General features: G+C 70.0%; 24 protein-coding genes. 9 read left to right on the top strand and 15 right to left on the bottom strand.

The annotated features are described in order from the left end of the window. Positions 1 to 5: 5 nt before the first annotated feature. The 3 genes from ABNF93_RS17365 to ABNF93_RS17355 are packed head-to-tail and all read right to left on the bottom strand — an operon-like array spanning position 6 to position 1925. Positions 6 to 323 carry an MTH1187 family thiamine-binding protein gene (locus ABNF93_RS17365; protein WP_349329126.1) on the bottom strand — a complete coding sequence of 106 codons (318 nt, stop codon included), beginning with the start codon at positions 321 to 323 and terminating at the stop codon, positions 6 to 8. Between the two features lie 5 nt (positions 324 to 328). After that, a complete protein-coding gene (gene tesB, locus ABNF93_RS17360) occupies positions 329 to 1201 on the bottom strand; it encodes an acyl-CoA thioesterase II (RefSeq protein WP_349329125.1) in 873 nt (290 codons plus the stop codon). A gap of 19 nt (positions 1202 to 1220) precedes the next feature. Then, entirely contained in the window at positions 1221 to 1925 is a 705-nt protein-coding gene (locus ABNF93_RS17355) for a FadR/GntR family transcriptional regulator (protein WP_349329124.1), read from the bottom strand. Positions 1926 to 2119: 194 nt separating this feature from the next. Between ABNF93_RS17355 and ABNF93_RS17350 the strand changes: the two genes are divergently transcribed. From ABNF93_RS17350 to ABNF93_RS17335, 4 genes are all read left to right on the top strand, one after another. Beyond that, entirely contained in the window at positions 2120 to 3043 is a 924-nt protein-coding gene (locus ABNF93_RS17350) for a dihydrodipicolinate synthase family protein (protein WP_349329123.1), read from the top strand. Beyond that, positions 3040 to 4122, top strand: coding sequence for a sialidase family protein (locus ABNF93_RS17345; RefSeq protein ID WP_349329122.1), 1083 nt, complete (start codon positions 3040 to 3042; stop codon positions 4120 to 4122). The genes ABNF93_RS17350 and ABNF93_RS17345 overlap by 4 nt, the downstream gene beginning before the upstream one ends. A gap of 139 nt (positions 4123 to 4261) precedes the next feature. After that, positions 4262 to 5110, top strand: coding sequence for a guanyl-specific ribonuclease (locus ABNF93_RS17340; RefSeq protein ID WP_349329121.1), 849 nt, complete (start codon positions 4262 to 4264; stop codon positions 5108 to 5110). 91 nt (positions 5111 to 5201) lie between these two features. Then, a complete protein-coding gene (locus ABNF93_RS17335; RefSeq protein WP_349329120.1) occupies positions 5202 to 5591 on the top strand; it encodes a DUF4242 domain-containing protein in 390 nt (129 codons plus the stop codon). An 81-nt stretch (positions 5592 to 5672) separates the two neighbouring features. Here the strand turns inward: ABNF93_RS17335 and rbsK are convergent, their stop codons facing one another. Continuing rightward, complete coding sequence (gene rbsK, locus ABNF93_RS17330) at positions 5673 to 6773, bottom strand: ribokinase (protein ID WP_349329119.1); 1101 nt, start codon at positions 6771 to 6773, stop codon at positions 5673 to 5675. 3 nt (positions 6774 to 6776) lie between these two features. On the opposite strand from rbsK, the gene ABNF93_RS17325 reads away from it, so the two are divergent. Then, the gene (locus ABNF93_RS17325; protein WP_349329118.1) at positions 6777 to 7694 is read left to right on the top strand and encodes a phytanoyl-CoA dioxygenase family protein; all 918 of its coding nucleotides are present in this window, start codon (positions 6777 to 6779) and stop codon (positions 7692 to 7694) included. Here ABNF93_RS17325 and ABNF93_RS17320 read toward each other — a convergent pair whose 3' ends face one another. After that, positions 7695 to 8393 (bottom strand): EcsC family protein, encoded by a 699-nt coding sequence (locus ABNF93_RS17320; protein ID WP_349329117.1) that lies wholly within the window; start codon positions 8391 to 8393, stop codon positions 7695 to 7697. Between the two features lie 50 nt (positions 8394 to 8443). Between ABNF93_RS17320 and ABNF93_RS17315 the strand changes: the two genes are divergently transcribed. The 3 genes from ABNF93_RS17315 to ABNF93_RS17305 all read left to right on the top strand — a co-directional run bounded on the left by ABNF93_RS17315 (position 8444) and on the right by ABNF93_RS17305 (position 11969). After that, positions 8444 to 9367: an oxidoreductase gene (locus tag ABNF93_RS17315; protein ID WP_349329116.1), complete on the top strand. Its 924-nt coding sequence runs from the start codon at positions 8444 to 8446 to the stop codon at positions 9365 to 9367. A 154-nt stretch (positions 9368 to 9521) separates the two neighbouring features. Then, positions 9522 to 11177 carry a glycoside hydrolase family 10-like protein gene (locus ABNF93_RS17310; RefSeq protein ID WP_349329115.1) on the top strand — a complete coding sequence of 552 codons (1656 nt, stop codon included), beginning with the start codon at positions 9522 to 9524 and terminating at the stop codon, positions 11175 to 11177. A gap of 48 nt (positions 11178 to 11225) precedes the next feature. Next, positions 11226 to 11969, top strand: coding sequence for an HAD family hydrolase (locus ABNF93_RS17305; RefSeq protein ID WP_349329114.1), 744 nt, complete (start codon positions 11226 to 11228; stop codon positions 11967 to 11969). Here ABNF93_RS17305 and ABNF93_RS17300 read toward each other — a convergent pair. The 5 genes from ABNF93_RS17300 to ABNF93_RS17280 all read right to left on the bottom strand — a co-directional run bounded on the left by ABNF93_RS17300 (position 11891) and on the right by ABNF93_RS17280 (position 18143). Beyond that, positions 11891 to 13888, bottom strand: a complete 1998-nt coding sequence (locus ABNF93_RS17300; protein ID WP_349329113.1) for an exo-alpha-sialidase — start codon at positions 13886 to 13888, stop codon at positions 11891 to 11893. The genes ABNF93_RS17305 and ABNF93_RS17300 overlap by 79 nt on opposite strands. 228 nt (positions 13889 to 14116) lie before the next feature. After that, positions 14117 to 14473 (bottom strand): RNA polymerase-binding protein RbpA, encoded by a 357-nt coding sequence (locus tag ABNF93_RS17295; RefSeq protein WP_349329112.1) that lies wholly within the window; start codon positions 14471 to 14473, stop codon positions 14117 to 14119. 134 nt (positions 14474 to 14607) lie between these two features. Next, positions 14608 to 14841: a preprotein translocase subunit SecG gene (gene secG, locus ABNF93_RS17290; RefSeq protein WP_349329270.1), complete on the bottom strand. Its 234-nt coding sequence runs from the start codon at positions 14839 to 14841 to the stop codon at positions 14608 to 14610. 185 nt (positions 14842 to 15026) lie between these two features. Beyond that, positions 15027 to 16499 carry an MFS transporter gene (locus ABNF93_RS17285; protein ID WP_349329111.1) on the bottom strand — a complete coding sequence of 491 codons (1473 nt, stop codon included), beginning with the start codon at positions 16497 to 16499 and terminating at the stop codon, positions 15027 to 15029. Between the two features lie 45 nt (positions 16500 to 16544). Continuing rightward, positions 16545 to 18143 (bottom strand): N-acyl-D-amino-acid deacylase family protein, encoded by a 1599-nt coding sequence (locus tag ABNF93_RS17280; protein WP_349329110.1) that lies wholly within the window; start codon positions 18141 to 18143, stop codon positions 16545 to 16547. A 212-nt stretch (positions 18144 to 18355) separates the two neighbouring features. Here ABNF93_RS17280 and ABNF93_RS17275 point away from each other — a divergent pair, with 212 nt between their 5' ends. Then, positions 18356 to 18958 carry a hypothetical protein gene (locus tag ABNF93_RS17275; RefSeq protein ID WP_349329109.1) on the top strand — a complete coding sequence of 201 codons (603 nt, stop codon included), beginning with the start codon at positions 18356 to 18358 and terminating at the stop codon, positions 18956 to 18958. 8 nt (positions 18959 to 18966) lie between these two features. On the opposite strand, the gene ABNF93_RS17270 is transcribed toward ABNF93_RS17275, so the two are convergent. The 5 genes from ABNF93_RS17270 to ABNF93_RS17250 all read right to left on the bottom strand — a co-directional run bounded on the left by ABNF93_RS17270 (position 18967) and on the right by ABNF93_RS17250 (position 22887). Continuing rightward, entirely contained in the window at positions 18967 to 19581 is a 615-nt protein-coding gene (locus tag ABNF93_RS17270; RefSeq protein WP_349329108.1) for an orotate phosphoribosyltransferase, read from the bottom strand. Between the two features lie 26 nt (positions 19582 to 19607). After that, on the bottom strand, positions 19608 to 20414 hold the full coding sequence (locus ABNF93_RS17265) for an enoyl-CoA hydratase/isomerase family protein (RefSeq protein WP_349329107.1): 807 nt from the start codon (positions 20412 to 20414) through the stop codon (positions 19608 to 19610). A 5-nt stretch (positions 20415 to 20419) separates the two neighbouring features. Continuing rightward, positions 20420 to 21640, bottom strand: a complete 1221-nt coding sequence (locus tag ABNF93_RS17260) for a CaiB/BaiF CoA transferase family protein (protein ID WP_349329106.1) — start codon at positions 21638 to 21640, stop codon at positions 20420 to 20422. A gap of 33 nt (positions 21641 to 21673) precedes the next feature. Continuing rightward, positions 21674 to 22009, bottom strand: coding sequence for a carbohydrate ABC transporter permease (locus ABNF93_RS17255; RefSeq protein ID WP_349329105.1), 336 nt, complete (start codon positions 22007 to 22009; stop codon positions 21674 to 21676). Positions 22010 to 22095: 86 nt separating this feature from the next. Further along, on the bottom strand, positions 22096 to 22887 hold the full coding sequence (locus ABNF93_RS17250; RefSeq protein WP_349329104.1) for a GntR family transcriptional regulator: 792 nt from the start codon (positions 22885 to 22887) through the stop codon (positions 22096 to 22098). Positions 22888 to 22913 lie beyond the last annotated feature (26 nt).

Below are 22913 nucleotides of genomic sequence, written 5' to 3'. Positions count from 1 at the left end.
CGTGATCATGCCCCGTCGTGGTCTCCGTCGGCGAGGAGGCGCTCGACGCGTTCGACCTTGCCGGTGAGCTCTCCGGTGTGGCCGGGACGGATGTCGGCCTTGAGCACGAGGCCGACCCGGGGTGAGGTCGCTGCCACGACGTCGACGGCCTGCTTGACCACCGCCATCACCTCGTCCCACTCCCCCTCGATGTTGGTGAACATCGCGTTGGTCTCGTTGGGCAGGCCGGACTCGCGGACCACACGGACCGCCGCGGCGACGGCTTCGCTCACGCTGCCGTCGTCGGCGCCGCCGGCGGGACTGATGCTGAACGCCACAATCATGCTGCCTACCCTGCCCCATCGAGACGGGGACGGATCAGCCCCTCCTGGACGACCGACGCGACCAGGCTTCCGTCGGTGGTGAACAGCCGGCCGGTCGCAAGGCCCCGGGCATCCGACGCCGACGGTGAGATCTGGTCGTAGAGCAGCCACTCGTCCGCGCGAAACGGCCGGTGGAACCAGATCGCGTGGTCGAGCGACGCGGTCTGCAGACCACGCGCCCCGATGTAGGTGTCGTGGGGCACGAGCGTGACACCGAGCAGGGTCAGGTCACTGGCGTACGCAAGAACACACCGGTGCAGGACCGGGTCGTCCGGCAGCCGGCCGGCGGCGCGGAACCACACCCGCGCGCGGGCGGGATGGTCCGGGTCGTCCGGCGTACCGCCACGGCGCGAGTCGCCCGCATAGCGCACGTCGAGCGCGGCCCACTCCTCCGCCCACGTGTCGCTCGGGCGCCCCGAGATCTTCTCCAACACCTCGCCGAGTGTCGGGCACACGTCCGGAGCGGGTACGTCGGGTGCCACGTCCTGGTGGTCGAACCCGGCCTCGGACACATGGAACGACGCCGACATGTAGAAGATCGTCCGGCCGTGCTGTCGCGCGACCGTCCGGCGGGTGCTGAACGACCGGCCGTCACGCAGCCGCTCGACGTCGTAGACGATCGGGACGTTGGTGTCGCCGGGCAGCAGGAAGTACGCATGCAGCGAGTGGACCGCCCGGCCCGGTTCGACGGTACGGCTGGCGGCGACCAATGCCTGGCCGGCAACCTGCCCGCCGAACACGCGCTGCAGCCTGGTCTCCGGCTGGCGGCCGCGGAACAGGTTGTCCTCGATCTGTTCCAGATCGAGCAGGTCGAGCAGTTCATCCAGGGATCGAGGCACTTCCCCATCGTGCCAGGTGCTACGAACGCGACTCCGTACCGGCGGGGCTGACGGCATCGACCAGGCGGGCCACCCGCTCGCGCAGGTCGGCGAAGTGCGAACGCAGCAGGTGCCGCGCCCGTGCCCCGTCGCGAGAGCGGAGGGCCTCGACGATCCGCTGGTGGCTCCCGACCACCTGGGAACGGTCCAGCGGCGGCGGAGCAAGCTCTCTCGCGACCTGGTGGTAGATGTCCCAGAACAGACTGACCAGCTGCGTGGCGAGCTCGTTGCCCACGCCCGCGTACAACCGTTCGTGGAACCTGCGGTCGGCGTCGGCGAGTTCGCCGGTACGCATGGCCTCGACGGCCGCGTCGAGCGCTTCGAGGAGGTCGTCATCTGCCTGGTCGGCGACGCGTTCGATCAGTCCCAGTTCGAGCAGCTCGCGGACCTCCACCAGGTCGGCGAGCGCACTCGGGTCGTCGCGTACAGCGAGGCGGGTACGAAAGAGCAGGCCGGGCGTGACGGCCGTGAGCGGGGCACTGCCCACGAACGTCCCGTAGCCGTGCCGGATCTCGACGATCCCCAGCGTGTGCAACGCGCGGAGGGCTTCACGGACGGAGTTGCGGCTCGCGCCCAACGTCGTCACCAGGGCCGGCTCCGCCGGCAACGGCGAACCCGCCCGCAGCCCTTCGTCGAGGATGAGATCGACGATCCGGGCCTCGAGCTGGCGACCTGTCCCTGCCATGTACCAACCTTCAGCGAGTCCTGGGACCCTGGTGCTCCGGGTCCTGTGGGCACCGGGGCCCGGGTCCTGTGGGCACCGGGGCCTGGGTCCTACGGGCTGTGGGGGCGTCCGGTGCCCTGAGCATTCGGCGCCTTGGGCTAGCCTATCCGGCGGACATCCCACGTCCTACGTATGGCGAGACGAAGAGGTGGACCGTGGCTTCAGCCAGCACACCGTCAGGTGTCATCCCGCCGGTCTGCACGCCGTTCACGCCCGAGCGCGAGCTCGACGTAGCCTCCCTCGAACGCCTCTGCGCCTTCCTCCTCGACGCCGGCGTCGCCGGACTGTTCGTCGGCGGGTCGACCGGCGAGGCCGCCTACCTCACCGACGACCTGCGGACGCGTGTGTTGCAGGCAGTCGTGGGCTTCGCGGCGGGACAGGTACCCGTGGTGGCGGGGGCGATCGACATGGCCACGACCCGTGTGATCGCGCACGCCCGGGCGGCCCAGAAGCACGGCGCCGACGGCCTGGTCGCGACCGCGCCGTTCTACTCGCCCACGCACCCGGCGGAGATCGCGGTCCATTTCCGCGCGATCAGGCGAGCCGTCGACCTGCCGCTACTCGCGTACGACATCCCCACCGCCGTCCACACGAAGCTGCCCGCCGACCTGGTGGGCGAGCTGGCGGCGGACGGCGTACTCGCCGGGCTCAAGGACTCCAGCGGGAACATCGACGGGTTCCGGGCCGCGATCGGTGCGACGGCGGGGGTGCCGTCGTTCCGGGCGTACACCGGGTCGGAGGTCCACGCCGACCTCGCGCTCCTCGCGGGCGGGCACGGCATCGTCCCGGGTCTCGGCAACGTCGACCCGGCCGGGTTCGTCCGCCTGTACGAAGCCGCGCAACGTGGTGACTGGCCGGCGGCCATGGCCGAGCAGGACCGGCTCCGGCGCCTCTTCGCCCTCGTCGGCGTCGGCGACGGCCGGATGGGGTTGTACTCCTCGGCCATCGGTGCGTTCAAGGCAGCGCTGCGGATGCGCGGGGTGATCGACCACGCGACGACGAGCCTGCCGATGATCCCTCTCGACGACCGCGAACTCGCCGCCGTCGCGCGGCACCTGGAGGAAGCGGGCCTGCGGTGACGCCGGCGAGGACGGTGTACGCCGCGGGGGCCGACGGTTACGACACGTTCCGGATCCCGGCGATCGTGGCCGTGCCCGACGGCACGCTGCTCGCTTTCGCCGAAGGTCGCCGTCTCGGTCCGGGAGACGCGGGGCCGATCGACCTCGTCCTGCGGCGATCCGCCGACCGTGGGGACACCTGGTCTGCCCTCCAGGTCGTAGCGAGCGATCCCGGCAACACCGTCGGCAACCCGAGCCCGGTCGTGGATCCGGCGTCCGGCGATGTCGTGCTTCTCACGACCCGGGCCGCCGGAAGCGCGACCGAGGACCGCATCGTGCGGGGTGAGGTCCCTGCCGCCGAGTCGCGGCGGGTCTGGCTGCAGCGCAGCGCCGACCATGGCTTGAGCTGGACGGCGGCGGTCGACCTCACCACCTCGACGAAACGCCCCGACTGGCGGTGGTACGCCACCGGGCCGGGCCATGCGATCGCGCTCCGCCAGGGGCCACACGCCGGGCGCCTCGTCGTACCCGCCAACCACTCGACCGGCGCAGCGGGACACGGCGGGCACCTGCTGCTGAGCGACGACGGCGGACGATCCTGGCGGATCGGTGCGGAGGACCACTGCCCGCCCGAGCAACACCAGTCGGCCGGTTGGTGCGTACATGCCAACGAGTCGACGGTCGCCGAGCTCCCGGACGGGCGGATCTACGCCAACACCCGCAACCAGGGCGGCCTCGCGCCCGCCCATCGCGCTCAGACCGTGAGCTCCGATGGCGGGGAGACGTTCGACCGGCCGTACGCACCAGTGCTGGCGCTCGCGACGCCCGTCGTCCAGTGCAGCCTGCTGGCCGTCGATGGGCAGTTGGTCTTCGCCGGGCCAGGTGATCAGGAGGTCCGGAGGCGACTGACCGTCCGCTCGAGCCGGGACGCCGGTCGGTCCTTTCCCGAGGAGGTCGTCGTCTCGCCGGGTCCCGCTGCGTACTCCGATCTCGTCGACCTCGGCCGCCACAACGGCGAGCGCACGATCGGGGTGCTGTTCGAGAACGGCGACCATCGCCCCTACGAACGGATCAGCTTCACCCACCTCGCCCTGCCGTGACGGGGTCCACGCCTCTGGCATTCGCCCGGCGGTCAGGTCGCTCACGAGGGTGGCAGGAAGGTGTCGGCGGCGCGGCCAATGGGCGACGAGCACGTGCGTGATCTTCCCGTTCGTCCGGGTCCGCCCTAGCGTTCCGATCATGGAGAACGCCACGACGCCGCGGACCCCGCGAAGGCGCGAACCGTCCTCCCCGGGTAGCCCCCAGCCACATCACCGCCATGGTGGCCGGTCGCGCACGCTCGCAGGACTCGCCCTGGCCATCCTCGCCCTGTCCGTTCTCGTCACCGCCCCTTTCCTCGCCAGCCCCCTCTTCACTGGTACGGCCAGTGCTCGGGTGCTGCCGGAGCGGGGCTCAGTCCTGACCGCTCCGTCGGTCGACGCCGCCGCCCTGCCGGGGTGTGCGCTGTCCAGCCTGCCGCCCGAGGCCGCGGAGACGCTGGACCTGATCTACGCGGGAGGGCCGTTCCCCTACGACCAGGACGGCACGGTGTTCCAGAACCGCGAAGGGCTCCTGCCCGCCGAGCCCATCGGCTACTACCGCGAGTACACCGTGCCCACGCCCGGCTCGCCCGACCGCGGCGCACGGCGGATCGTCGCCGGGGGCGACCAGCCCACCGACCCGGACGTGGCCTACTACACCGCCGACCACTACGCGTCGTTCTGCGAGATCGACGGCACCGGCGGAACGCCCGACCCGGTCGGCGAGTGCGCCCTGGCAGATCTGCCCGCACAGGTGGCGGAGACGGTCTCACTGGTCCGGGCCGGAGGTCCGTTCCCTTATGACCAGGACGGGACGACGTACGAGAACCGCGAAAGCCTGCTCCCCGACCAGGACCTCGGCTACTACCGCGTCTACACCGTCCCGACTCCGGGAGCGCCCGACCGCGGCGACCGACGGCTCGTCGCCGGTGGTGCCCAGCCGACGGATCCGTCCGCGCTCTACTACACCGCCGACCACTACGCGTCGTTCTGCCAGATCACCGGCTGAACGTCCCACCGGCGCGATCGCACGAGTCATAGCCACCCAGAGACGTCTTGGAGCATGGTCCGTCGAACGTCACGGGTGGGGAGAACGACCCATGGCTCGTCGCGGCGACCTGCACAATCTGACCGAAGCTGTGCGTACTCCCTGCTTCGTAGCCTCGTGGTCCGGACGCCCGCGGGTCACGAGGGCGCGAACGAAGGGATGCACCGTGCCGAAGTACCTCATCGAACGCGACGTACCGGGGGCCGGCGGGCTCTCGCCCGAAGGCCTCCGCGCCGCCGCCGCGGAGTCCAACAAGGCGGTCACAGCGCTTTCGCCGCGCGTGCAATGGCAACAGAGCTACGTCGCCGATGACAAGATCTTCTGCGTCTACATCGCGGACGACGAGGCGGTCGTGCGCGAGCACGCCCGTCTCAGCGGAATGCCCGTCACGGTCATCACCGAGATCAGGAGCGTCGTCGACCCCACCGCTGACACTCCGTAGGGGCTGGGGGAACAGCTGCCGGGCGGGGATCGAGGGGATCTCCCGCCCGGCGGGCGGCGCAGCGGCAGAGAACCGGGAGGGTCAGCCGGTGGTCGCGGCGGCGCGGTCGATGGCGGCGCGGTCGGGCATCGAGGTGCTCGCGCCCTCCTTCTGGACCGACAGGCTGGCAGCGACGGCCGACCACCGGAGGGCGTCCGGCATGGGGCGGCCCTCCCCCAGCGCGACAGCCAGCGCGCCCACGAAAGTGTCACCCGCCGCCGTGGTGTCACGGGCGACCACCTCGGGCGCCGGTACCTCGAGCCGTCCGCCGTGCCGGTCACGCCACAACGCACCCCGAGCGCCGAGTGTCACCACGACCTCGGGCACGACCTCGAGGAGGACGGACGCGGCCGAGTCGACATCGGCCGCTCCTGTCAGCACCGCCGCCTCGTGCTCGTTCGGCACCAGCAGGTCGACCGACTCCAGGAGTGCGCCCGTCAGCGGCTGCGCGGGTGCGGGTGTCAAGACAACCTTGACGCCGTGCCCCCGAGCCGCTCGCGCACCATCGGTGACGGCGTCGAGCGGGAGTTCGAGCTGGAGCAACAACAGGTCGGCGTCGGCCAGCGAGGTATCCAGACCTGCGACGGGTTCGTGCACGGTGCCGTTGGCGCCGGGTACGACAACGATCGAGTTGTCGCCACCGCGCTCGACCAGGATGTGGGCGGTTCCGGTGGTCTCGGCGACACGGGCGACTCCGGCAGTGTCCACGCCGGCGTCCCGCAGAACTCCGAGCACCTGGTCGCCGTACGGATCCTCGCCCACCGCGCCGACCATCCGGACCTCTCCGCCTGCCCGCGCCGCGGCGATCGCCTGGTTGGCTCCCTTGCCGCCGGGGATCGTGAGGAAGCGATCGCCCGTCACCGTCTCCCCCATCGCCGGCGGTCGTTCCGCGAACACGACCAGGTCCATGTTGGCGCTACCAAGGACACAGATCCGTGCCGCCATCCGCATTTCCTCCTGGGCGTATCCGATGTGGTGGTCGAGTGTGATGAGCGGGTTGTGGTGGTCCGCTGCCGGTCGTGGCCCGTCCGGTTCTACGCCTTGCCGCTTCGTGCGGACGCGACCCATGCTGGAGGTCGTCCGCACCGGAGCCCACCGGCGATCAGGGCGATCGGCCGCGTCGTACGCCCGCAGAGGAGCCACCAGGTGACGATCTCGACCTTTCCCCCTCTTCGCGCTCAGGAGCGTACCCTCGACGCCGCCCCAGAGGCGCTGGGCCAGCTCCGGCGTTCCGCCGACGTGGCCGACGATGCCGACGAGCTGCTCCGTCGGCTCGACGACGACGGGTATCTCTACCTTCCGGGCCACCTCGACCGAGACGAGGTACTCGCGGCTCGGCTCGACCTCATGACGAGGTTGCAGGCCGACGGACTCGTGCAGCCTGGTACGGATCCGATGGACGGCATCCCCTCGGACGAGTCGTACCGCGGGATCCTCCACACAACCGCCAAGGCCAGCGCGCCACTGCAGCGCCTGCTCTACGCCGGCCGCACGGCCGCACTGTACGAACGGATCTTCGGCGAGCGGGTGCGACATTTCGACTTCACCTGGCTGCGCGCCGTACGTCCGGGCAGGGGGACGCCACCCCACGGTGACAGCGTCTTCATGAACCGGGGTACGCCGCGCCTGCTCACCGCGTGGGTGCCGCTCGGCGACGTCGACCTGCGCCTCGGCGGCCTCATCGTCCTCGAGCGCTCACACCGTGTCGACCAACTCCGCCGCGACTACCACACCCGAGACGTCGACACCTACTGCGAGAACGACGAGGAGTCCACCGCCTCGGCCCGCGCCGGGGCGTGGGAGTGGAACGGATACATCTCCCCCGACCCGGTCCAGTTGCGCGACGACCTCGGGTTGCGCTGGCTCACGGCCGAGTTCGCGATGGGTGACCTGGTGACGTTCCCGATGTACACGCTGCACGGGAGCCTCGACAACACATCCGACCGGCTGCGACTGTCCTGCGACATCCGCTACCAGCGGGCGAGCGAGCCGGCGGATCCGCGATGGATCGGGGCGAACCCCACCGCCCATGGCGCGGAGAGCAAGCGCGGCCTGATCTGCTGATCATTCCGGCGAGCGCGGGAGGTCCTCCGATCCCGCCCGGGGCGGGAAGTGCTCGCGGGCTTGGTGGGCGATCCGACGGATCAGCAGGGCATCGAACGCCGCACCGACGAAGCCGCCGACGACGGGTATCGCGCGGCCGAACCTGCTGAGGCCATGTCGGCCGAGTTGGACGAACAGCCGGAACGCCACGCCCTTGTTCACGACCATGAGAGCGGCCGGCGACACACTTCGCAGTGCGTACGCCGCGACGCCGTTCACGCCGATCCCCGCATGCTTCACGACCTTCGAGGCGTCGCTCCCGGTCAGGGCGAGCAGGACCGACGTGCGTACGGCGTCTTCCTTCACGTCATGCCCACGGACGGCGGCGATCGCCGCGACCATCCGGGTCGCGATCAGGTAGAAGCCGAGGACGTTGGCGGGTAACGCGACCGGCAGTGTGACGAAACCGCCGATTCCGGTGGCGAAACCTCCGGCAGCCGCGAGGCGGGTGTGCGTCGCGACGATCCGGTCGATCGCGTCCTCGGCGTCGGGATGGGCGCGCAGAGCACGCTCGGCCGCCCGATCCGCGGACGCAAGCCTCCCTCCGCCGTCGATCCCCGCCCGGAGGAGGTGCCTGACTGCCGCATCGACGGCACGGTGGCCGCCAGCCGGATCCTTGCCCACGCCCTCGAGTATGCCCGGCCGGACCTCCTGTGCCACGACCGGACGGTCGATGCCATTTGCCGGATACGCGCGGAATGATGGCTGCCATGACGTCGCCTGGTTGGACCGGGGACACGATCCCTGATCTCACCGGGCTAACCGCCGTCGTCACCGGTGCGAACTCCGGACTCGGCTTCCACACCGCGCTCGAGCTGGCCCGCTACGGCGCGACAGTGGTCATGGCCTGCCGCGATCTCCGCAAGGGCGAAGCCGCCCTCGCCCGGATGAAGCACGAACTCGGCCGCCCGGCACTCGAGCTCCGGCGGCTCGACCTTGCCGATCTGGCGAGCGTTCGGGCATTCGCCGTGGAGATGCGGACCGCACATCCGCGGCTGGACATCCTCGTCAACAATGCGGGGATCATGGCGATCCCTCGCCACGTGACCCCGGACGGCTTCGAGAGGCAGCTCGGTGTCAACCATCTGGGCCACTTCGCGCTCACCGGGCTGCTGTTCTCCTGCCTGACCCGTGCGGGCAGCTCACGGGTCGTCACCGTGACCAGCGCGTCGCACTCGGTCGGGAGGATCGACTTCGACGACCTGATGTCCGAACGCCGGTACGGCCGGTGGCGGGCGTACGCACAGAGCAAGTTGGCGAACCTGCTCTTCGCGTTCGAGCTCCAACGCCGTGCCGAGCACACCGGACTGGATCTGGTCAGCGCGGCCAGCCATCCCGGCTACGCCGCGACGAACCTGCAGCATCCGTGGTCCCAGACCAGGCCACCTGGGTGGCTGCGCACCGCGGGAGATCTGGCGGCGCAACCCGCTTCCGCTGGTGCACTGCCCAGTCTCTACGCGGCCACGATGCCGGACGTGCGGAGCGGCGACTTCTTCGGCCCACGATGGTTCGGCCTGCGCGGCTCGCCGACTCGGGTGCGAGCCGCGGCACGGGCGTACGACAGCGCGACGGCGGAGGCGCTGTGGAAGCGCTCCGCAGAGCTCACCGGTGTCGACTTCGCGGAGTTGGGGTGAACACGTGAACCGCACCGGTCGCGGCCGAGCATCCGCACATTCCTTACATGCATATGCCGGCGACCGAAAACTATAGACGCGCCCGGCGCGGAGCGGCACACTGCTTCCGAGCATCGTGCACATCCGTGTACGCCGTCCGGGAGGTGCGTCCACCGTGCTGACCTCGCGCATCCACCTGCAACGCCTCACGCTCGTCGCGGTCTCCGCGGTCGCGTTGGTGGCCACCATGGCCGCCCTGCCGTCCGCCGCCGCGCCGGTCGCGTCGTCCGGTGAGAGGGCCGCCGCGGCACCAGGCGGCGGAGACTCGACGACGGGCAAGGTGTGTCCGGCACCTGATCCGGCGACGCCGAAGCGGCAGTTCCGCGCGATGTGGATCGCCAGCGTGGTCAACATCGACTGGCCGTCCCGGCAGGGCCTCAGCGTCGCCGAGCAGAAGGCCGAGTACCTCCGCCTGCTCGACGAAGCCGAGGACCGTCGCCTGAACGGCGTCGTCGTGCAGATCCGGCCGACCGCGGACGCCTTCTGGCCCTCGCCGTACGAACCGTGGTCGGAATGGCTGACCGGCACTCCGGGACAGGACCCGGGCTATGACCCGCTGGCCTTCCTCGTGGGCGAGGCGCACGCGCGCAACCTGGAGTTCCACGCCTGGTTCAATCCGTACCGCGTCAGTATGCAGGCTGATCCCGCCCACCTCGCACCCGATCATCCAGCCCGGCAGCACCCGGACTGGATCGTGCCCTACGGCGGGAAGCTCTACTACAACCCAGGTATCCCGCAGGTGCGGCGCTTCGTCGAGGACGCCATCCTGCACGCGGTGAAGAACTACGACGTCGACGCCGTCCACTTCGACGACTACTTCTACCCATACCCCGTGGGCACCGAGCAGTTCGACGACGAGGCGACCTACCAGGAGTACGGCGCCGGCTTCCCCGACAAGGCCGACTGGCGCCGCAACAACATCGACCTGCTCGTCAAGGAGTTGTCCGTACGCATCAAGAAGGCGAAGCCCTGGGTGAAGTTCGGGATCAGCCCGTTCGCGGTGTGGCGCAACATCGCCACCGATCCCGAGGGGTCCGACACACAGGCCGGCGTCGAGACCTTCGACGACCTGTACGCCGACACCAGGCGGTGGGTCCGCGAGGAGTGGATCGACTACATCGTCCCGCAGGTCTACTGGAACATCGGCTTCGCTCCCGCCGACTACGCGAAGCTCGTGCCGTGGTGGTCGGCCGAGGTCGACGGGAGGGATGTCCAACTCTTCGTCGGCCAGGCGACCTACAAGGCGGGCACGTCCACGCAGGATCCCGCCTGGTCGGACCCGCGGGAGATGACGCGGCACCTCACCTTCAACCGCGACCATCCGCAGGTGGCCGGTGACATCTACTTCAGCGCCAAGGACGTCATCGCCGACCGGCTTGACAACATGAGCATCCTGGTCGCCGACCACTACGCGCGGCCGGCCTTGGTGCCGGAGATGCGCCAGCTGGGCGGGAGGGCACCTGACCAACCGTCACTCGTGAGCGCCGAGCACACCGACGAGGGCGCACGCCTGTCCTGGAAGGACACCTCGTCGGCGCACCGCCGGGCCACGTCGTACGCCGTCTACCGGTTCGACGGGGACGAGTCCGACCCGTGTGGTTTCGACGACGCGGGCAACCTGCTCACGACCGTGCGGGCGGGGTCGGGTACGAAGCAAGGCTTCGTTGACACCACCGCCGATCCGGGACGGACCTACACCTACGCGGTCACCGGGCTCGACCGGCTGCACCACGAGAGCAAACCGAGCGAGGGCCGGACCGCCCGCCCCTGAAGCATCTGGCTGGATCCGCGAAGCGGCGCGGCCGTAGGATCGCTCCACGTGCCACTCCTGCTGCTCGACCTCGACAACACCCTCGTCGACCGGGATGCCGCGTTCCGGTTCGCGACGACGGATCTCCTTGCTACGCACGGACTTCCGGCCACCGACCTCGACTGGGTTCTCGAGCTCGACGCCAGCGGCTACCGGCCGCGGGGCGTGGTAGCACGCGGGCTGCTGGATCGCTATCCGATGCTCGCTCCCCCGCTCGTGCAAGGCTTCCTTGACAACGGCGCCGCCGATGCGGTCACCCTCGCGGCGAGCACCCGTACGGCCCTGCGACACGCCACGGCCCTCGGCTGGACTCCGGTCATCGTGACGAACGGCCGGGTCCGCCAACAGGAGAAGAAGATCCAGGTTTCCGGCCTCGATCGGGAGGTCGCCGGTTGGGTCATCTCCGAGGGCGTCGGGGCGGCCAAGCCGGACGCGGGGATCTTCGCCCGCGCCGCGGAGGTGGTGGGGGCGAGGCTGGCCGACGGCGGCTGGGTCGTCGGCGATTCTGCGCGCGCGGACATCGGCGGCGCTCAGGCCATCGGCTACCCCAGCGTGTGGCTGCCTCTCTCGGCAGGATCTGGCCGGCCGAGCTCGAGTACCAACCTACGCGCACCGCCGACAACGTGTCCGCCGCGATCCACCTGGTGCTGGACAACGCGCGCGTCGGATGAGGATCAGCCGCCCTGGATCTTCTCGAACGGAAGTCGTAGCTCCAGCCCACGCGGATCCAGCGCACTGGACCGGCTGACCTGACCGATCTCCGACTCGGGCAGGGCACGCCGGTAGATGCGTACTTCGTCGATCGAGCCTTGGAACCGGTTCGCACCGTCGATGCGCTGGCCGACGTGGATCCCCTCGACGCCGAACTCCTGGCCCTCGGTCACCGAGCCCTTCGGCCCGGTCGCGGCCGCCACCTGCTCACCGTCCAGCCACAGGCTGAACTGCCGGCCAGCCCGCCGCAGCGCGACGTGGTGCCACTCGCCGTCGTTCACCGGGTCGGTGGCGGTCAGGGTGGCCGAGCCGTAGCCGGTGCCGATCAGCGCACGGATCCGGTTGCTGCCCGGTTCCGCGCGCAGCCAGACCTGCGGCGTCGTGCCGGACCCGAGCCGGTACGCCCACAGCAAAGTGTGCGACCCGGCCGTCGCCGAGTAGCGGATCCAGGTGGACCACGTGAAGTCGTCGGCAGCGAGGTCGAGCGCCTTCGTGAAGGGCAGCTCCACTCGGTCGTCGCTACCGTCGAGGTCGAGCGCCGTGCCGAACCGGCCTTCGCCGAGCGTCGCTCCACCTCGGACGTACGCGGTGTTGCCACGCCCCGGCACACCTGCCTTCGCCAGGTCGGGCGTCGTCGGCCCAGGCGCCGGAGGCGGCGGGATGCCGGGCGGATCACCGTTCGGCGTCGCAAGGTAGGCCTCGTCGAAGCGGGCGAAGCGGATCGTCTCGTATGGGCTGAAGCTCCCCGCCTCGTACATCAACCCGACCACGCCGTCGGAGATCTCGGTGAGGTCGGAGTACGCCGAGGGACCCCAGTGGACGACCTTGCCCTCATCCCAGGACTCCCACGTCCGAGCCTCGTCGTAGGACGAGCGAACCGTCATCACCTCGCGCGCCGCCGGATGCGCCGGCGCCGCGAGCAGGATCCGGTTGCGGGCATCGCCCTCGTCGACCGCGCCCAGCCGCAGCAGCGATCCCTGCACGATCGGCGTGACGATCCGCGGGTCGGTGGCGAACGGCGCGTCGAAGGTCTCTCCGCCGTCGCCGCTGGTCGCGAACGCACGGTTGCCCGGGTCAGGATCGCTCCCGCTTTCGCGGGCGGAGTCATAGATCCCGCCGTCGACGAGCTCGACGATGGTGTTCTCGCCCGGGTGCATCACCTGGCTGTCGTGCGAGGCGATCGCACCTCGGTGCCAGGTCAGCCCACCGTCGTCGCTGTAGACGAGCACGACGCCGCCGGGCGTTCCGCCCGTTTCGTTGAAGTACGACGGGACGACGAGACGTCCGGCATGGGGTCCGCGGGTGAGCTGGATGCCATGGACCGGCCCGGTGCCGTACCACCACTCCCACTCGGGCTTGCTGATGTCGCCGGTGATGTCGACCGGTGCGGTCCACGTGGCACCGTTGTCGTTGCTGACCTGCAGGAACGGGCGGCGGATCTGCTGGTTCGCCCCTGGGTTGTAGGTCGAGAGCAACGCGATCCGACCCGACGCCCGGTCCACGACCGGTGCCGGATTCCCTCTGGTGTCTCCCGATCCCTCGATGATGACCTGCAGCGGTCCCCAGGTTCGGCCACCGTCCTGCGACCGGCGAAGTACGAGGTCGATGTCGCCAGTGTCTGAGCAGGTGTTGACCCGGCCTTCGGCGAAGGCGAGCAACGTGCCGTCGGTGGCGGTGACGATCGCCGGGATCCGGAAACACGAGTAGCCCAGCGTGCCGCCCTGGAACAGCACCTGTTCCTCGAACATCGCCTGCTCGACCAGGCCCAGGCTCTCCTCATGGCCCGATTCCTGGCCCGGCCGCGGCTCCGCACCGGCGGCGTCAGTGCGGGGCACCGCCGCCAGCAGCGCGGCGAGCAGGCAGGTGGTGGCGAGGATGGCCACCGTCGCTGCGCGAGGGACGCCGGCTCGCCGCGGTTCGGTGTCCCCGCTCGGGCGTGCGTACGGAGGCGCTGCCGTCATGCCGGACTCCGTTCGTCCGTCCCTTGCGTCGACATTGGACGTGGGACATGGGATGTCTGGCGGCGACGGTAGACCCACGACGTGCCGATGACAAGACCGGCGAACGAAACCGGCCGGGCAGCCCGACTCAGCTACCCGGCCCGGACGAGCGTGCCCCTCAGACTGGCGGGAGGAATATCGGCCTGGAAGTCGGCCGCCCTCCCACAGGTCGTGGGAACGATGCCTCGGTCAGAGAATGACTTCTCCGCGACCGACGCGTTCGCGAAGCTGCTGCAGCGCCTCTTCGAGGATCTGCCGGGCTTCTTCGTCGGTACGGCGTTCCTTGACATAGGCGAGGTGCGTCTTGTACGGCTCATTTCTCGGCGCCGCCGGCGGGTTGCCCGAGTCAAGACTGGCGGGAAGCCCGCACCGCGGGCAGTCCCAGGAGTCAGGCACCGCCGCGTCAAGCGCGAAGCTCGGACGCGTCTCGTGCCCGTTGGCACACCAGTACGTCACTCTCTGGCGGGGCGCGGTATCACCACGCTCGGCCTCTCCCATTGGACCGGCACCGACCCGGCTGCCCCGAATGGCACTGCCACTTGCCACTGACGATCTCCCTCGTGACGGTCTGCGGACGAACGATGGCTCTGGAACGAGCCCGGACATCGGCGATCAGTAGGGACCAGGTGGCCGCGGTCGTCGCGGCGCTGTCCAGCGAGGTGGGGAGTGTGCCCGCACGCTCAGCCGAACTTGAGCAGCAATCCGAGTCCCACAATGCAGGCGAACCAGATGATGCCCGTGCCAACCGTGATGCGGTCGAGGTTGCGTTCAGCGATGGAAGAGCCACCGAGGCTCGACGTCACTCCGCCGCCGAACAGGTCAGACAGGCCGCCGCCCCGCCCTTTGTGGAGCAGGACCAGCAGCACGAGCACGAGGCTCGTGAGGATCAGCAGGATCGAGAGCGTGGTAACCACGGTCCGGTGAACCCCTTTGTCCGATAACGCCAATAACCGGCTATGGATAACCCAAGAGCCCTAAGAGTACGACACACAGCGTAAGCCGTAGCCCCCCGGCACTGTAGCCGCGGCGTCAGGGCGATCTTCGCGGCCGGTGCAAGGTTCGAGAGCGAGGATCGTCACCTCGAGGGACGCCACCCCGATCAGGACGAGGTGGACGGGTCACCGACCGATCCGGCGGCCGCCGCCCCCGTGACTCCGGCCGCCCTCGTGACTCCGGCCGCCGTCGTGACGCCAGCGGTGGCACCCGCCGCCTCCGCGGCGGACCGGGCGGCGCGGATGTCGCGCTCACGGACTGCGTGCTCGTCCGTCCGCGCGTCGTACCCCCAGAACTCCCGCAGCCACGCGGACACGAGCGCGACCCCGACCACACACAGCACGCCACCGCTCACGATGGAGGTACGCACGCTCGTCGCGTCGGCGACCAGACCAGCGCGTGCTTCACCGCCCATCGGCCCGATGGAGTACGACAGCATCTCGATCCCGGCAAGCCGGCCCCGTCGTTCGTCCGGGATGGTCTGGTGCCAGATCACGCTGCGGAAGATCCCGCTGATCATGTCGGCCGCGCCGGCGAACGCCAACGCGACGATCGCGAGCCATGCCGACGGCGCGAGCCCGGCGAAGACGACCGCCGCGCCCCAGCACGCCGCCGCCAGTACGACCGCGCGGCCGTGGTGGTGAACCCGCGCCGTCCAGCCGCTCGTCGCCGTCGCCACCAACGAGCCCACTGTGCCCGCCGAGTAGAGCAACCCGAGCATCGTCGGCTCGCGCAGCACGTCGGCCGCGAACGCGGGGAACAGCACGATCGGCATCGCCAGGAACATCGCCGTCAGGTCGACGATGTAGGTCCCGAGCAGGTCTTTGCGGCGTACGGCGTAGCGCAGCCCGTCGGCGATCCCCCGGGCCGCGCCGGCGAGACCGGCCTGCACGGTGTCCTGCAACGGCGGATAGCGGCGCAGGGTGGCGAAGAGCGCGGTAGCGATCATGAGACCGCAGACGTCGACCGTGTAGGCCCACACGGCGCCGCTGGTCGCGAGGATCACCCCGGCGAGCGCCGGTCCCGCGAGCATGCCGGTCTGCATCCCGACCGAGGAGAGGGTGACGGCAGCGGGCAGCTCGTCATGGCGGACGACGCGCGGCGTGAGCGCCTCGCGGCTCGGTCGTTGCAGCGACTGCGCGACCGTCAACAGCACTGCCACGGCGTAGATCAGTCCGACGGACGGCCGTGCCAGGGCCGCGTTGACGAGGAGCACGACCGTGAGCAGGCACTGGGCTGTGCCGGTCGCGACGAGGACGCTCCGCCGGTCCACCCGGTCGGCGAGCGCCCCGCCGTAGAGGCCGCAGGCGATCAGCGGGACCAACTGGATGAGTCCGAGGGCGCCGACGGCGAAGTTGGAGCCGGTGAGGTGGTAGAGCTGGTACGGCAGGGCGACGTAGGTCATCATCCCGCCGAGATAGAAGACGGTGCCGGCGATCCAGAGCAGCCGGAAGTCGCGGGAGGTCCGCATCGGGGTCAGGTCGAGGCGCAGCGCGGCGAGCCGGCGCCACCATCTGGACAGCCCTGAAGACCACCTCGACCCGCCTGGTGGTTCCTCGGCTGGTCGAGGACGCGTCACGAGCGGCCATTCTCGGTGTCGGCGCCGGCTGGCGGCAATTCGGTTTCACGGACGTGGACGGCGGTGGATCACCTGGCCGGCCGGGGTGCTCGTCGGAACGCCGTCACGCAGGACCATCGTGCCCCCGACCAGGGTGTGCAGGACGCCGGTCGAGAGCTGCCACGGGTCCTCGAAGCTGGCCCGGTCGGTCACGGTCCCGGAGTCGAACACCGCGAGGTCGGCGACGGCACCCGGCCGGACCACGCCGCGGTCCGACCAGCCGAGCCGCGAGGCCGGCAGCTCCGTCATCGTGCGTACGGCGAGGGGCAGGTCGAGCACCCGCTCGTCGCGCACGTAGTGGCCGAGCACCCGGGTGAACGTCCCGAGCCCGCGCGGATGAGGTCGCCCGCGGCCTGGGCAGCCGAGCACATGACCGTCGCTGGCGACGGCGACAGCGGGGTCGCGCAGAATCCGGCGTACGTCGTCCTCGGACATCGAGTGGTTGACCACGCCGAGGAGTCCACGCTGGCCGCGCAGCAGTTCGACGGCGGCGTGGGCGGTGTCGAGGCCGAGCTCGACGGCCGCCGCCTCGATGGTGCGCCCGACGAACCGCTGGTAGGGCCCGTCAGGTGTGTCCGCCACGACGATGCGCTCGGGATCGAACGACCCGCCGACGTCGCCGCCGAGGTCGCGAGCGATACGTTCCGCCTGGTCCGGATCATCGAGCCGCTTCAGCATCGCGGCGGGACCACCGTCGAGCGCCCAGCCGGGCAGCCAACTGGTGAGCGTCGTGCTCGACGCGGTGTAGGGGTACTGGTCTGCGCCGACGTCGACACCCTCGGCTCTCGCCGCCTCGATCAGGTCCAGTGCCTCGGCAACGGAGCCCCAGAAGGCCGGACCGGACGCTTTGAGGTGCGAGATCTCCAGGCGTACGCCGGACCGCCGGCTGATCGTCAACGCTTCGTTGACAGCATCCAGCAGGCCGCCACCTTCGTCGCGCATGTGAGTGGAGTAGAGGAGTCCCTCCGCGGCGGTCTGCGTCGCGATCGCCACGAGCTCGTCGGCCTCCGCGTACGTGCCGGGTGCGTAGATGAGACCGGTGGAGAATCCCACCACGGCGTTGGCGCTCCGCGCGACGAGCGCACGCATCCGCTCCAGTTCGGCTGGCGTGGGAGCGCGGTCGGCGCCGCCCATCGCCGCGATCCGCAGCGCACCGTGACCGACCTGCAAGGCGAGGTTGACACCCAGCGGGAGCCGTCCGACCGCATCGGCGTACTCCCCCGCGCTCGACCACTCCCAGGTCAGCCCGTCATCGATGAACCGCCCGTGTGCGCGGAGTTCGTCGGCGTGGTGTGGTACGACGGGGAACGGCGAGAATCCGCAGTTGCCCGTCACGAGCGTCGTCACGCCCTGGGTCACCTGCGTGACCGCCTCCGGTGCACCGAACACGGTGAAGTCGGCATGGGAGTGCAGGTCGATGAACCCCGGGCAGACCACCGCGCCCGGGATGTCGACGACCTCGCTCGCGTTCACGTCGAGGCCGCCTGCGCCTACGGCGCTCACGTCGACGACCCGACCGTCGGCGACGAGGACGTCAGCGGTACGACCGGGTGCTCCGGTGCCGTCGATCAGGGTGCCGCCGCGCAGGAGGATGTCGTGAGCCATCCCCTCACCCTGCCACGAGGTTCCCCGACAGTGCCGGGCGTACTGACGGCTGAAACGGCACCCGGGCCGCAGCCTCTCGGGCCAGTACCGAACCGAGATCGGATCGATACCGGCAACGGTCAGTCTCTGTCGAGACCGCGCAGTGCCGCCGACCGAACCGCGGCCGGCGCACAACCTTCATAAGACGAAACCGGGGGTGCATCATGCGCGCCATGATCATCGCTTTCCTCGCATTGGTCACCAGTGTTACTGGTGGCGGTGCCATGGCAGAGCAAGCGGCCGCGGCCGGCGGTGACAAGAGGCCGGTGGTCCAGGCCGAGACCGCTGCCATTCACCTCGACAGCAAACAGGCCAAGGCACTCGAACATGCATGGAAGTCCAACCCCGCGCTGACGGTCGACGAAGCACTGGCCGTGATCGGGGAGGAAGAACTGGCGATTGCTCCTCGCCGGGAACTGGCCAGGGCTGACGAAAGGAACGTCGGCACCACTGAGGAGGGAGAGGACGAGGTCACCCGTGAGTGTTCGACGATGAGCCTGTGGGGCGACTCGGACGGAAACTGGACGTGGACCAACGAGTTCTTCCGGCGCAAGGCCGGACCGGCCCTGGCCGGAGCCGCGCAGGTGTCCACCAACGGAGAACTCAGCGTCGCCTCCAACTTCACCTTCGAGGGGTTGGAACAACGGGAAGGCGACCAGGTTCCCTTTACCGGCTTCTTCTCCACCGCGACCCAGGTCACAGCCTTCTCCTGGAACCAACCGCTCAGCGGAGGTCCCATCGTGTGCTACGGCTGGCTGACGGTGTGGTGGGAGTGAGTCGGCTGTCATCCGGATGACGGTGGTGCAGGTCCGCCCATCGTCGAGGTCGTGTCCAGCGGTACGCCGGCTGCGCACCGCGGGCAGGCCGCCGGTGGCCAGAGGGCGTTGTCCAGCCGCGCCGTGCTGTGGAGAGGTACGGAATGCTTGCTGGCCAACGCCTCGGCCGCCTGGCCGAGGACCAGCAGGGCGCCCAGCGCGGCCGGCATCGCCCCGGCCGACCTCAGCGCGGACAGCGTTGACGTGACCGCCGAGCCGGCGTTGATGACATCGTCCACGACGGCGACCCGGGCGCCCGCGACCCGCTGCCCGGCTGCAAGCGCGTAGCGCGCGGAGTAGAGCGTCCCCTCCCGGGGTGGCTGGGTGCGTTCGGTGAACCAGAACTTCACGCCGAGTTCCAGTGCCAACATCTGCGCGACGAACGCCCCGCCGGTGAGCGGGCCGCACACGCCGTCCAGCCGGTTGACGTCGAGTGAGCGCGCGAGGTCGTGAACGAACGGGCGGAGCGCCGTGGGATTCTCGAAGAGCGCGTCGAGGTCGAGCCACAGATCGCCGTGGTGACCCGACTCCAGCAGGAAGTGACCCCGCCGGACTCCCATGAGGTCGAGAATCTCGGTCCGCACGCGGGGATCGTCCCCGCCGGTGTCGCTCAACGGCCTCTCCAGGTCGGGCGGTCCTTGGCGAGGAAGGCCCGAACCCCAGCCGAGAAGTCCTCGCTCGCGTAGACCCGGTGGAGGAGGTCGGTGTCATCGGGGATCTCAGCCGTCCGCAGCCTCCGAACCGTCTCCTTCGCGGCCCACATCGTGAGCGGCGCGTGGGTGGCAAGGCGCGAGACGACGTCCTCCGCCGCCGCGTCGACCTCCTCCACCGCACAGACCTCGCTCACGAACCCGGCCGTGTGGGCCTCCTCCGCGCCCATGAACCGGGCCCGCAGCAGCAGGTCGAGCGTGCGGTTCGCGCCGAGCTGGTCCACCAGGAGCGCCGTCGTCGCGAGCGAGAGACAGTTGCCCAGGGTGCGCGCGATGGGTACGCCGAACCGGGATCCCTCCGTGGCGATCCGCAGGTCGCAGGCAGCGGCGATGGCCAGGCCCGCCCCGACGCAGTAGCCGGTCACGACCGCGACCGTCGGGACGCGTACGGATGCCAGCTGGTCGAGCAGCGCCGTCATCCGGCGTTCGTAGTCGATCCCGTCCGCGCCAGCGGCGAACTCGGTGAACTGGGCGATGTCGGTCCCCGCGACGAACGCCTCACCGCCCGCGCCGCGCAGCACCATGACCCGGAGCCCGTCGTCGGCCTCGCGGTCGGCCCGGCGGCACGCTTCGACCAGGCCTTCGTACATCTCCCAGGTGATGGCATTGCGCTGTTCAGGCCGGTTGAACGTGACCCACAGGGCAGCGCCCTTCCGCTCGACGAGCAGCGGGCCATCCTGGTCGGGTTTCGGCCGGTCGTCCCCCACTGTTGCTATTCCTCTCCCACGTCCTGGACCGCACCCGAGGCGCGGAGCTCGTCGAACGCGCGGTCCGACATGCCTGCCTCCGCCAATACTGCCCTGGTGTCGGCCCCGAGAGGCGGGCCCGCGCGGTGGCGTACGACCGGTGTGCCGGACATCCGCATCGGCGACCCGATCTGGCGGACCGGGCCGAGCCGGGGATGCGGGGCGTCCCAGAAGAAGTCCCGCTCGTGGAGATGGTCGTCGGCGAAGACCTCGGCGTAGTCCGCGATCGGGGCGCAGGGGACGCCGGCCTCGTCGAGTGCGTCGAGCAGGCGCTCGGTGGTCCAGGTCGACGTCGCGGCCTCGATCGCCGGCGCCAGCTCGGCCCGAAGGCGTTGCCGGTCGTAGGCGTCGGCGTAGCGCTGGGCGGCGTGGAGCTCCTCCAGACCCAGCAGGTCGCACAGGGCCGCCCAGGTCTTGGGCGTGACCGCGCCGAGCGTGACCCACCCGTCGGAGGTACGAAACGCCTGGTAGGGCGCGGTGCTCTGGTGCGCCGATCCCAACCGGCCACCGACCTCGCCGGCGCCGAAGTACCGTCCCGCCTCCCAGATCGCGAACGACACCCCGGACTCCAGCAGCGACACGTCGATGTGCTGCCCCTCGCCCGTGGCATCCCGCGCTCGGAGGGCCGCCGTCACCGCGAGGGCGGCGTAGAGGCCGCAGACGAGATCACACACCGGTACGCCGATCTTCGCGGGCGGGCCGTCCGGCTCTCCGGTGATGCTCATGAGGCCCGCTCTCGCCTGGGCCATGACGTCGAGCCCTGGCAGCCCCGCGCGCGGCCCGTCCTGACCCCAACCCGACAGTGACGCGTAGACGAGTCGCGGGTTGCCCACGCGCAGGTCGTCGTAGCCGAGGCCGAGGCGGCGCATCGCGCCCGGGCGGAGGTTCTCCAGCAGGACGTCGGCGGTGGAGACGAGCCGGCGGAACGCCTCCTTTCCCTCGGGATGCTTGAGGTCGATCACGACCGAACGCTTGTTCCGGTTCAGGCGTACGAACGGCGCGCTCTCCCCCGCCACGAACGGCCCGATCTGACGCGACGGGTCACCACGCCCGGGTGGCTCGACCTTGATGACGTCGGCACCCAGGTCGGCCAGCTGCATCCCGGCGAACGGCGCGGCCATGAACACACCGACCTCCACGACCCGCACTCCCGCCATGCTGGCGCGCTCGGACTCGTTCGGCTCCATCGACGTACTCCTCTGGTGGAATCGTTCCCTGACCTACCGGCCCTTCATCCCGGTCATCACAACGCCCCGGATGAACTGCCGTTGCGCGACGAAGAAGACGATGAGCACCGGGATCACCAGGAACATCGACGCCGCCATGCTGATGTTCCACGACGCTTCCGTCGGACTGATGAACGCGCGCAGGCCCAACGCGAGCGTCTTGTTTCCCTCGCTCTGCAGGTAGATGAGCGGAAGCAGGAAGTCGTTCCAGTGGTACACGAACGAGAAGATGCCGATCGCGATCAGTACCGGCTTCGACAGCGGAAGGATGATGTTCCACCAGATCCGCAGGTTGGACGGCGCCGGTGGACGCCCTGGCCAGGACGGCACGACGGGAGAGTTCGTTCCGAGTAACTGCACGGCGAGTGTGCACGGGTCCACCTCTTCCGGGGATGCGGTTTTCAGGCTGCGGGCATTCACCTCGGTGCGGAATCACTGGCGGCTTCGCTGCGTGCGTGCCTGGTGAACGACCTCTCCCCGTGTGCCGCGAGCTCGTCGAGCACCGCCTGGGTGTCACCGCGCTCGATGATGTCGAGAAGGACGCGGTGACGGTCGACGTGGTGCGCGAGATCCTCGTAGAAGTGCTCGCGGGCATAGAGGTTCATCGCCATGCACAACAGCAACTGCTGATGGAGCGAGTCGTAGAGACCCTCGAGCCGCCGATGGCCGGCAAGTCCGACGATCGAACGGTGGAACGCATAGCCGCACTCGACCAGGTGCGCGCGGTCCTCGCGTTCGGCGCACGCCTGCATCTCGGCGAGAGCGTCGCGGCAGCGCTGCAGCCGGTCGGCGCGGTCGTCGGTGACGGGAACGCCGAGCTCCACCGACAGGCGCTCGAGAGCCGAACGCAGGGTGAGGATCTCGAACACGTCCTCGTCGGCGAGCTGGGTCACCGTGGCGCCCCGGCGCGGCTGTACGACGATGAGGCCTTCCTGTTGGAGGATCCGCATCGCCTCGCGCAGGGGTGGCCGGCTGATGCCGAGATGCGCGGTCAGGCGTTCCTCGATCAGCCGTTCGCCGGGTCGCAGCTCGGCCGCGAGGATCATCCGGCGCAGTTCGTCGGCGGCGAGTTGGACGAGGCTCGGCGGGTCGAGCCGGGGCCGGACGGTGGCGGGCGCCGGCGGGGTGCCGTCGGACGATGCGGGAGGCTGACCCTCGGACGACGCCGCACGCCGGCCGGTCGGCTGTGCCCGGTCGCGTGCTGCCACGAATCCTCCGCGTCTCGGATGGTCGG

Origin of the sequence: Actinopolymorpha sp. B9G3 (assembly GCF_040120725.1) — a bacterium.
Classification (GTDB): Bacteria; Actinomycetota; Actinomycetes; order Propionibacteriales; family Actinopolymorphaceae; genus Thermasporomyces.
Note: the sequence above shows the minus strand (reverse complement) of the source record. Positions and strands in the feature narration are given on the sequence as shown.

Bases quoted from the DNA above. Each gene is read 5' to 3' on its own strand.
- ABNF93_RS17280 (WP_349329110.1), bottom strand. From the start codon at position 18,143: ATGGCTCACGACATCCTCCTGCGCGGCGGCACCCTGATCGACGGCACC.
- ABNF93_RS17275 (WP_349329109.1), top strand. From the start codon at position 18,356: ATGATCATCGCTTTCCTCGCATTGGTCACCAGTGTTACTGGTGGCGGT.
- ABNF93_RS17365 (WP_349329126.1), bottom strand. From the start codon at position 323: ATGATTGTGGCGTTCAGCATCAGTCCCGCCGGCGGCGCCGACGACGGC.
- ABNF93_RS17300 (WP_349329113.1), bottom strand. From the start codon at position 13,888: ATGACGGCAGCGCCTCCGTACGCACGCCCGAGCGGGGACACCGAACCG.
- ABNF93_RS17340 (WP_349329121.1), top strand. From the start codon at position 4,262: ATGGAGAACGCCACGACGCCGCGGACCCCGCGAAGGCGCGAACCGTCC.
- ABNF93_RS17335 (WP_349329120.1), top strand. From the start codon at position 5,202: ATGGCTCGTCGCGGCGACCTGCACAATCTGACCGAAGCTGTGCGTACT.
- ABNF93_RS17315 (WP_349329116.1), top strand. From the start codon at position 8,444: ATGACGTCGCCTGGTTGGACCGGGGACACGATCCCTGATCTCACCGGG.
- ABNF93_RS17260 (WP_349329106.1), bottom strand. From the start codon at position 21,640: ATGGAGCCGAACGAGTCCGAGCGCGCCAGCATGGCGGGAGTGCGGGTC.
- ABNF93_RS17355 (WP_349329124.1), bottom strand. From the start codon at position 1,925: ATGGCAGGGACAGGTCGCCAGCTCGAGGCCCGGATCGTCGATCTCATC.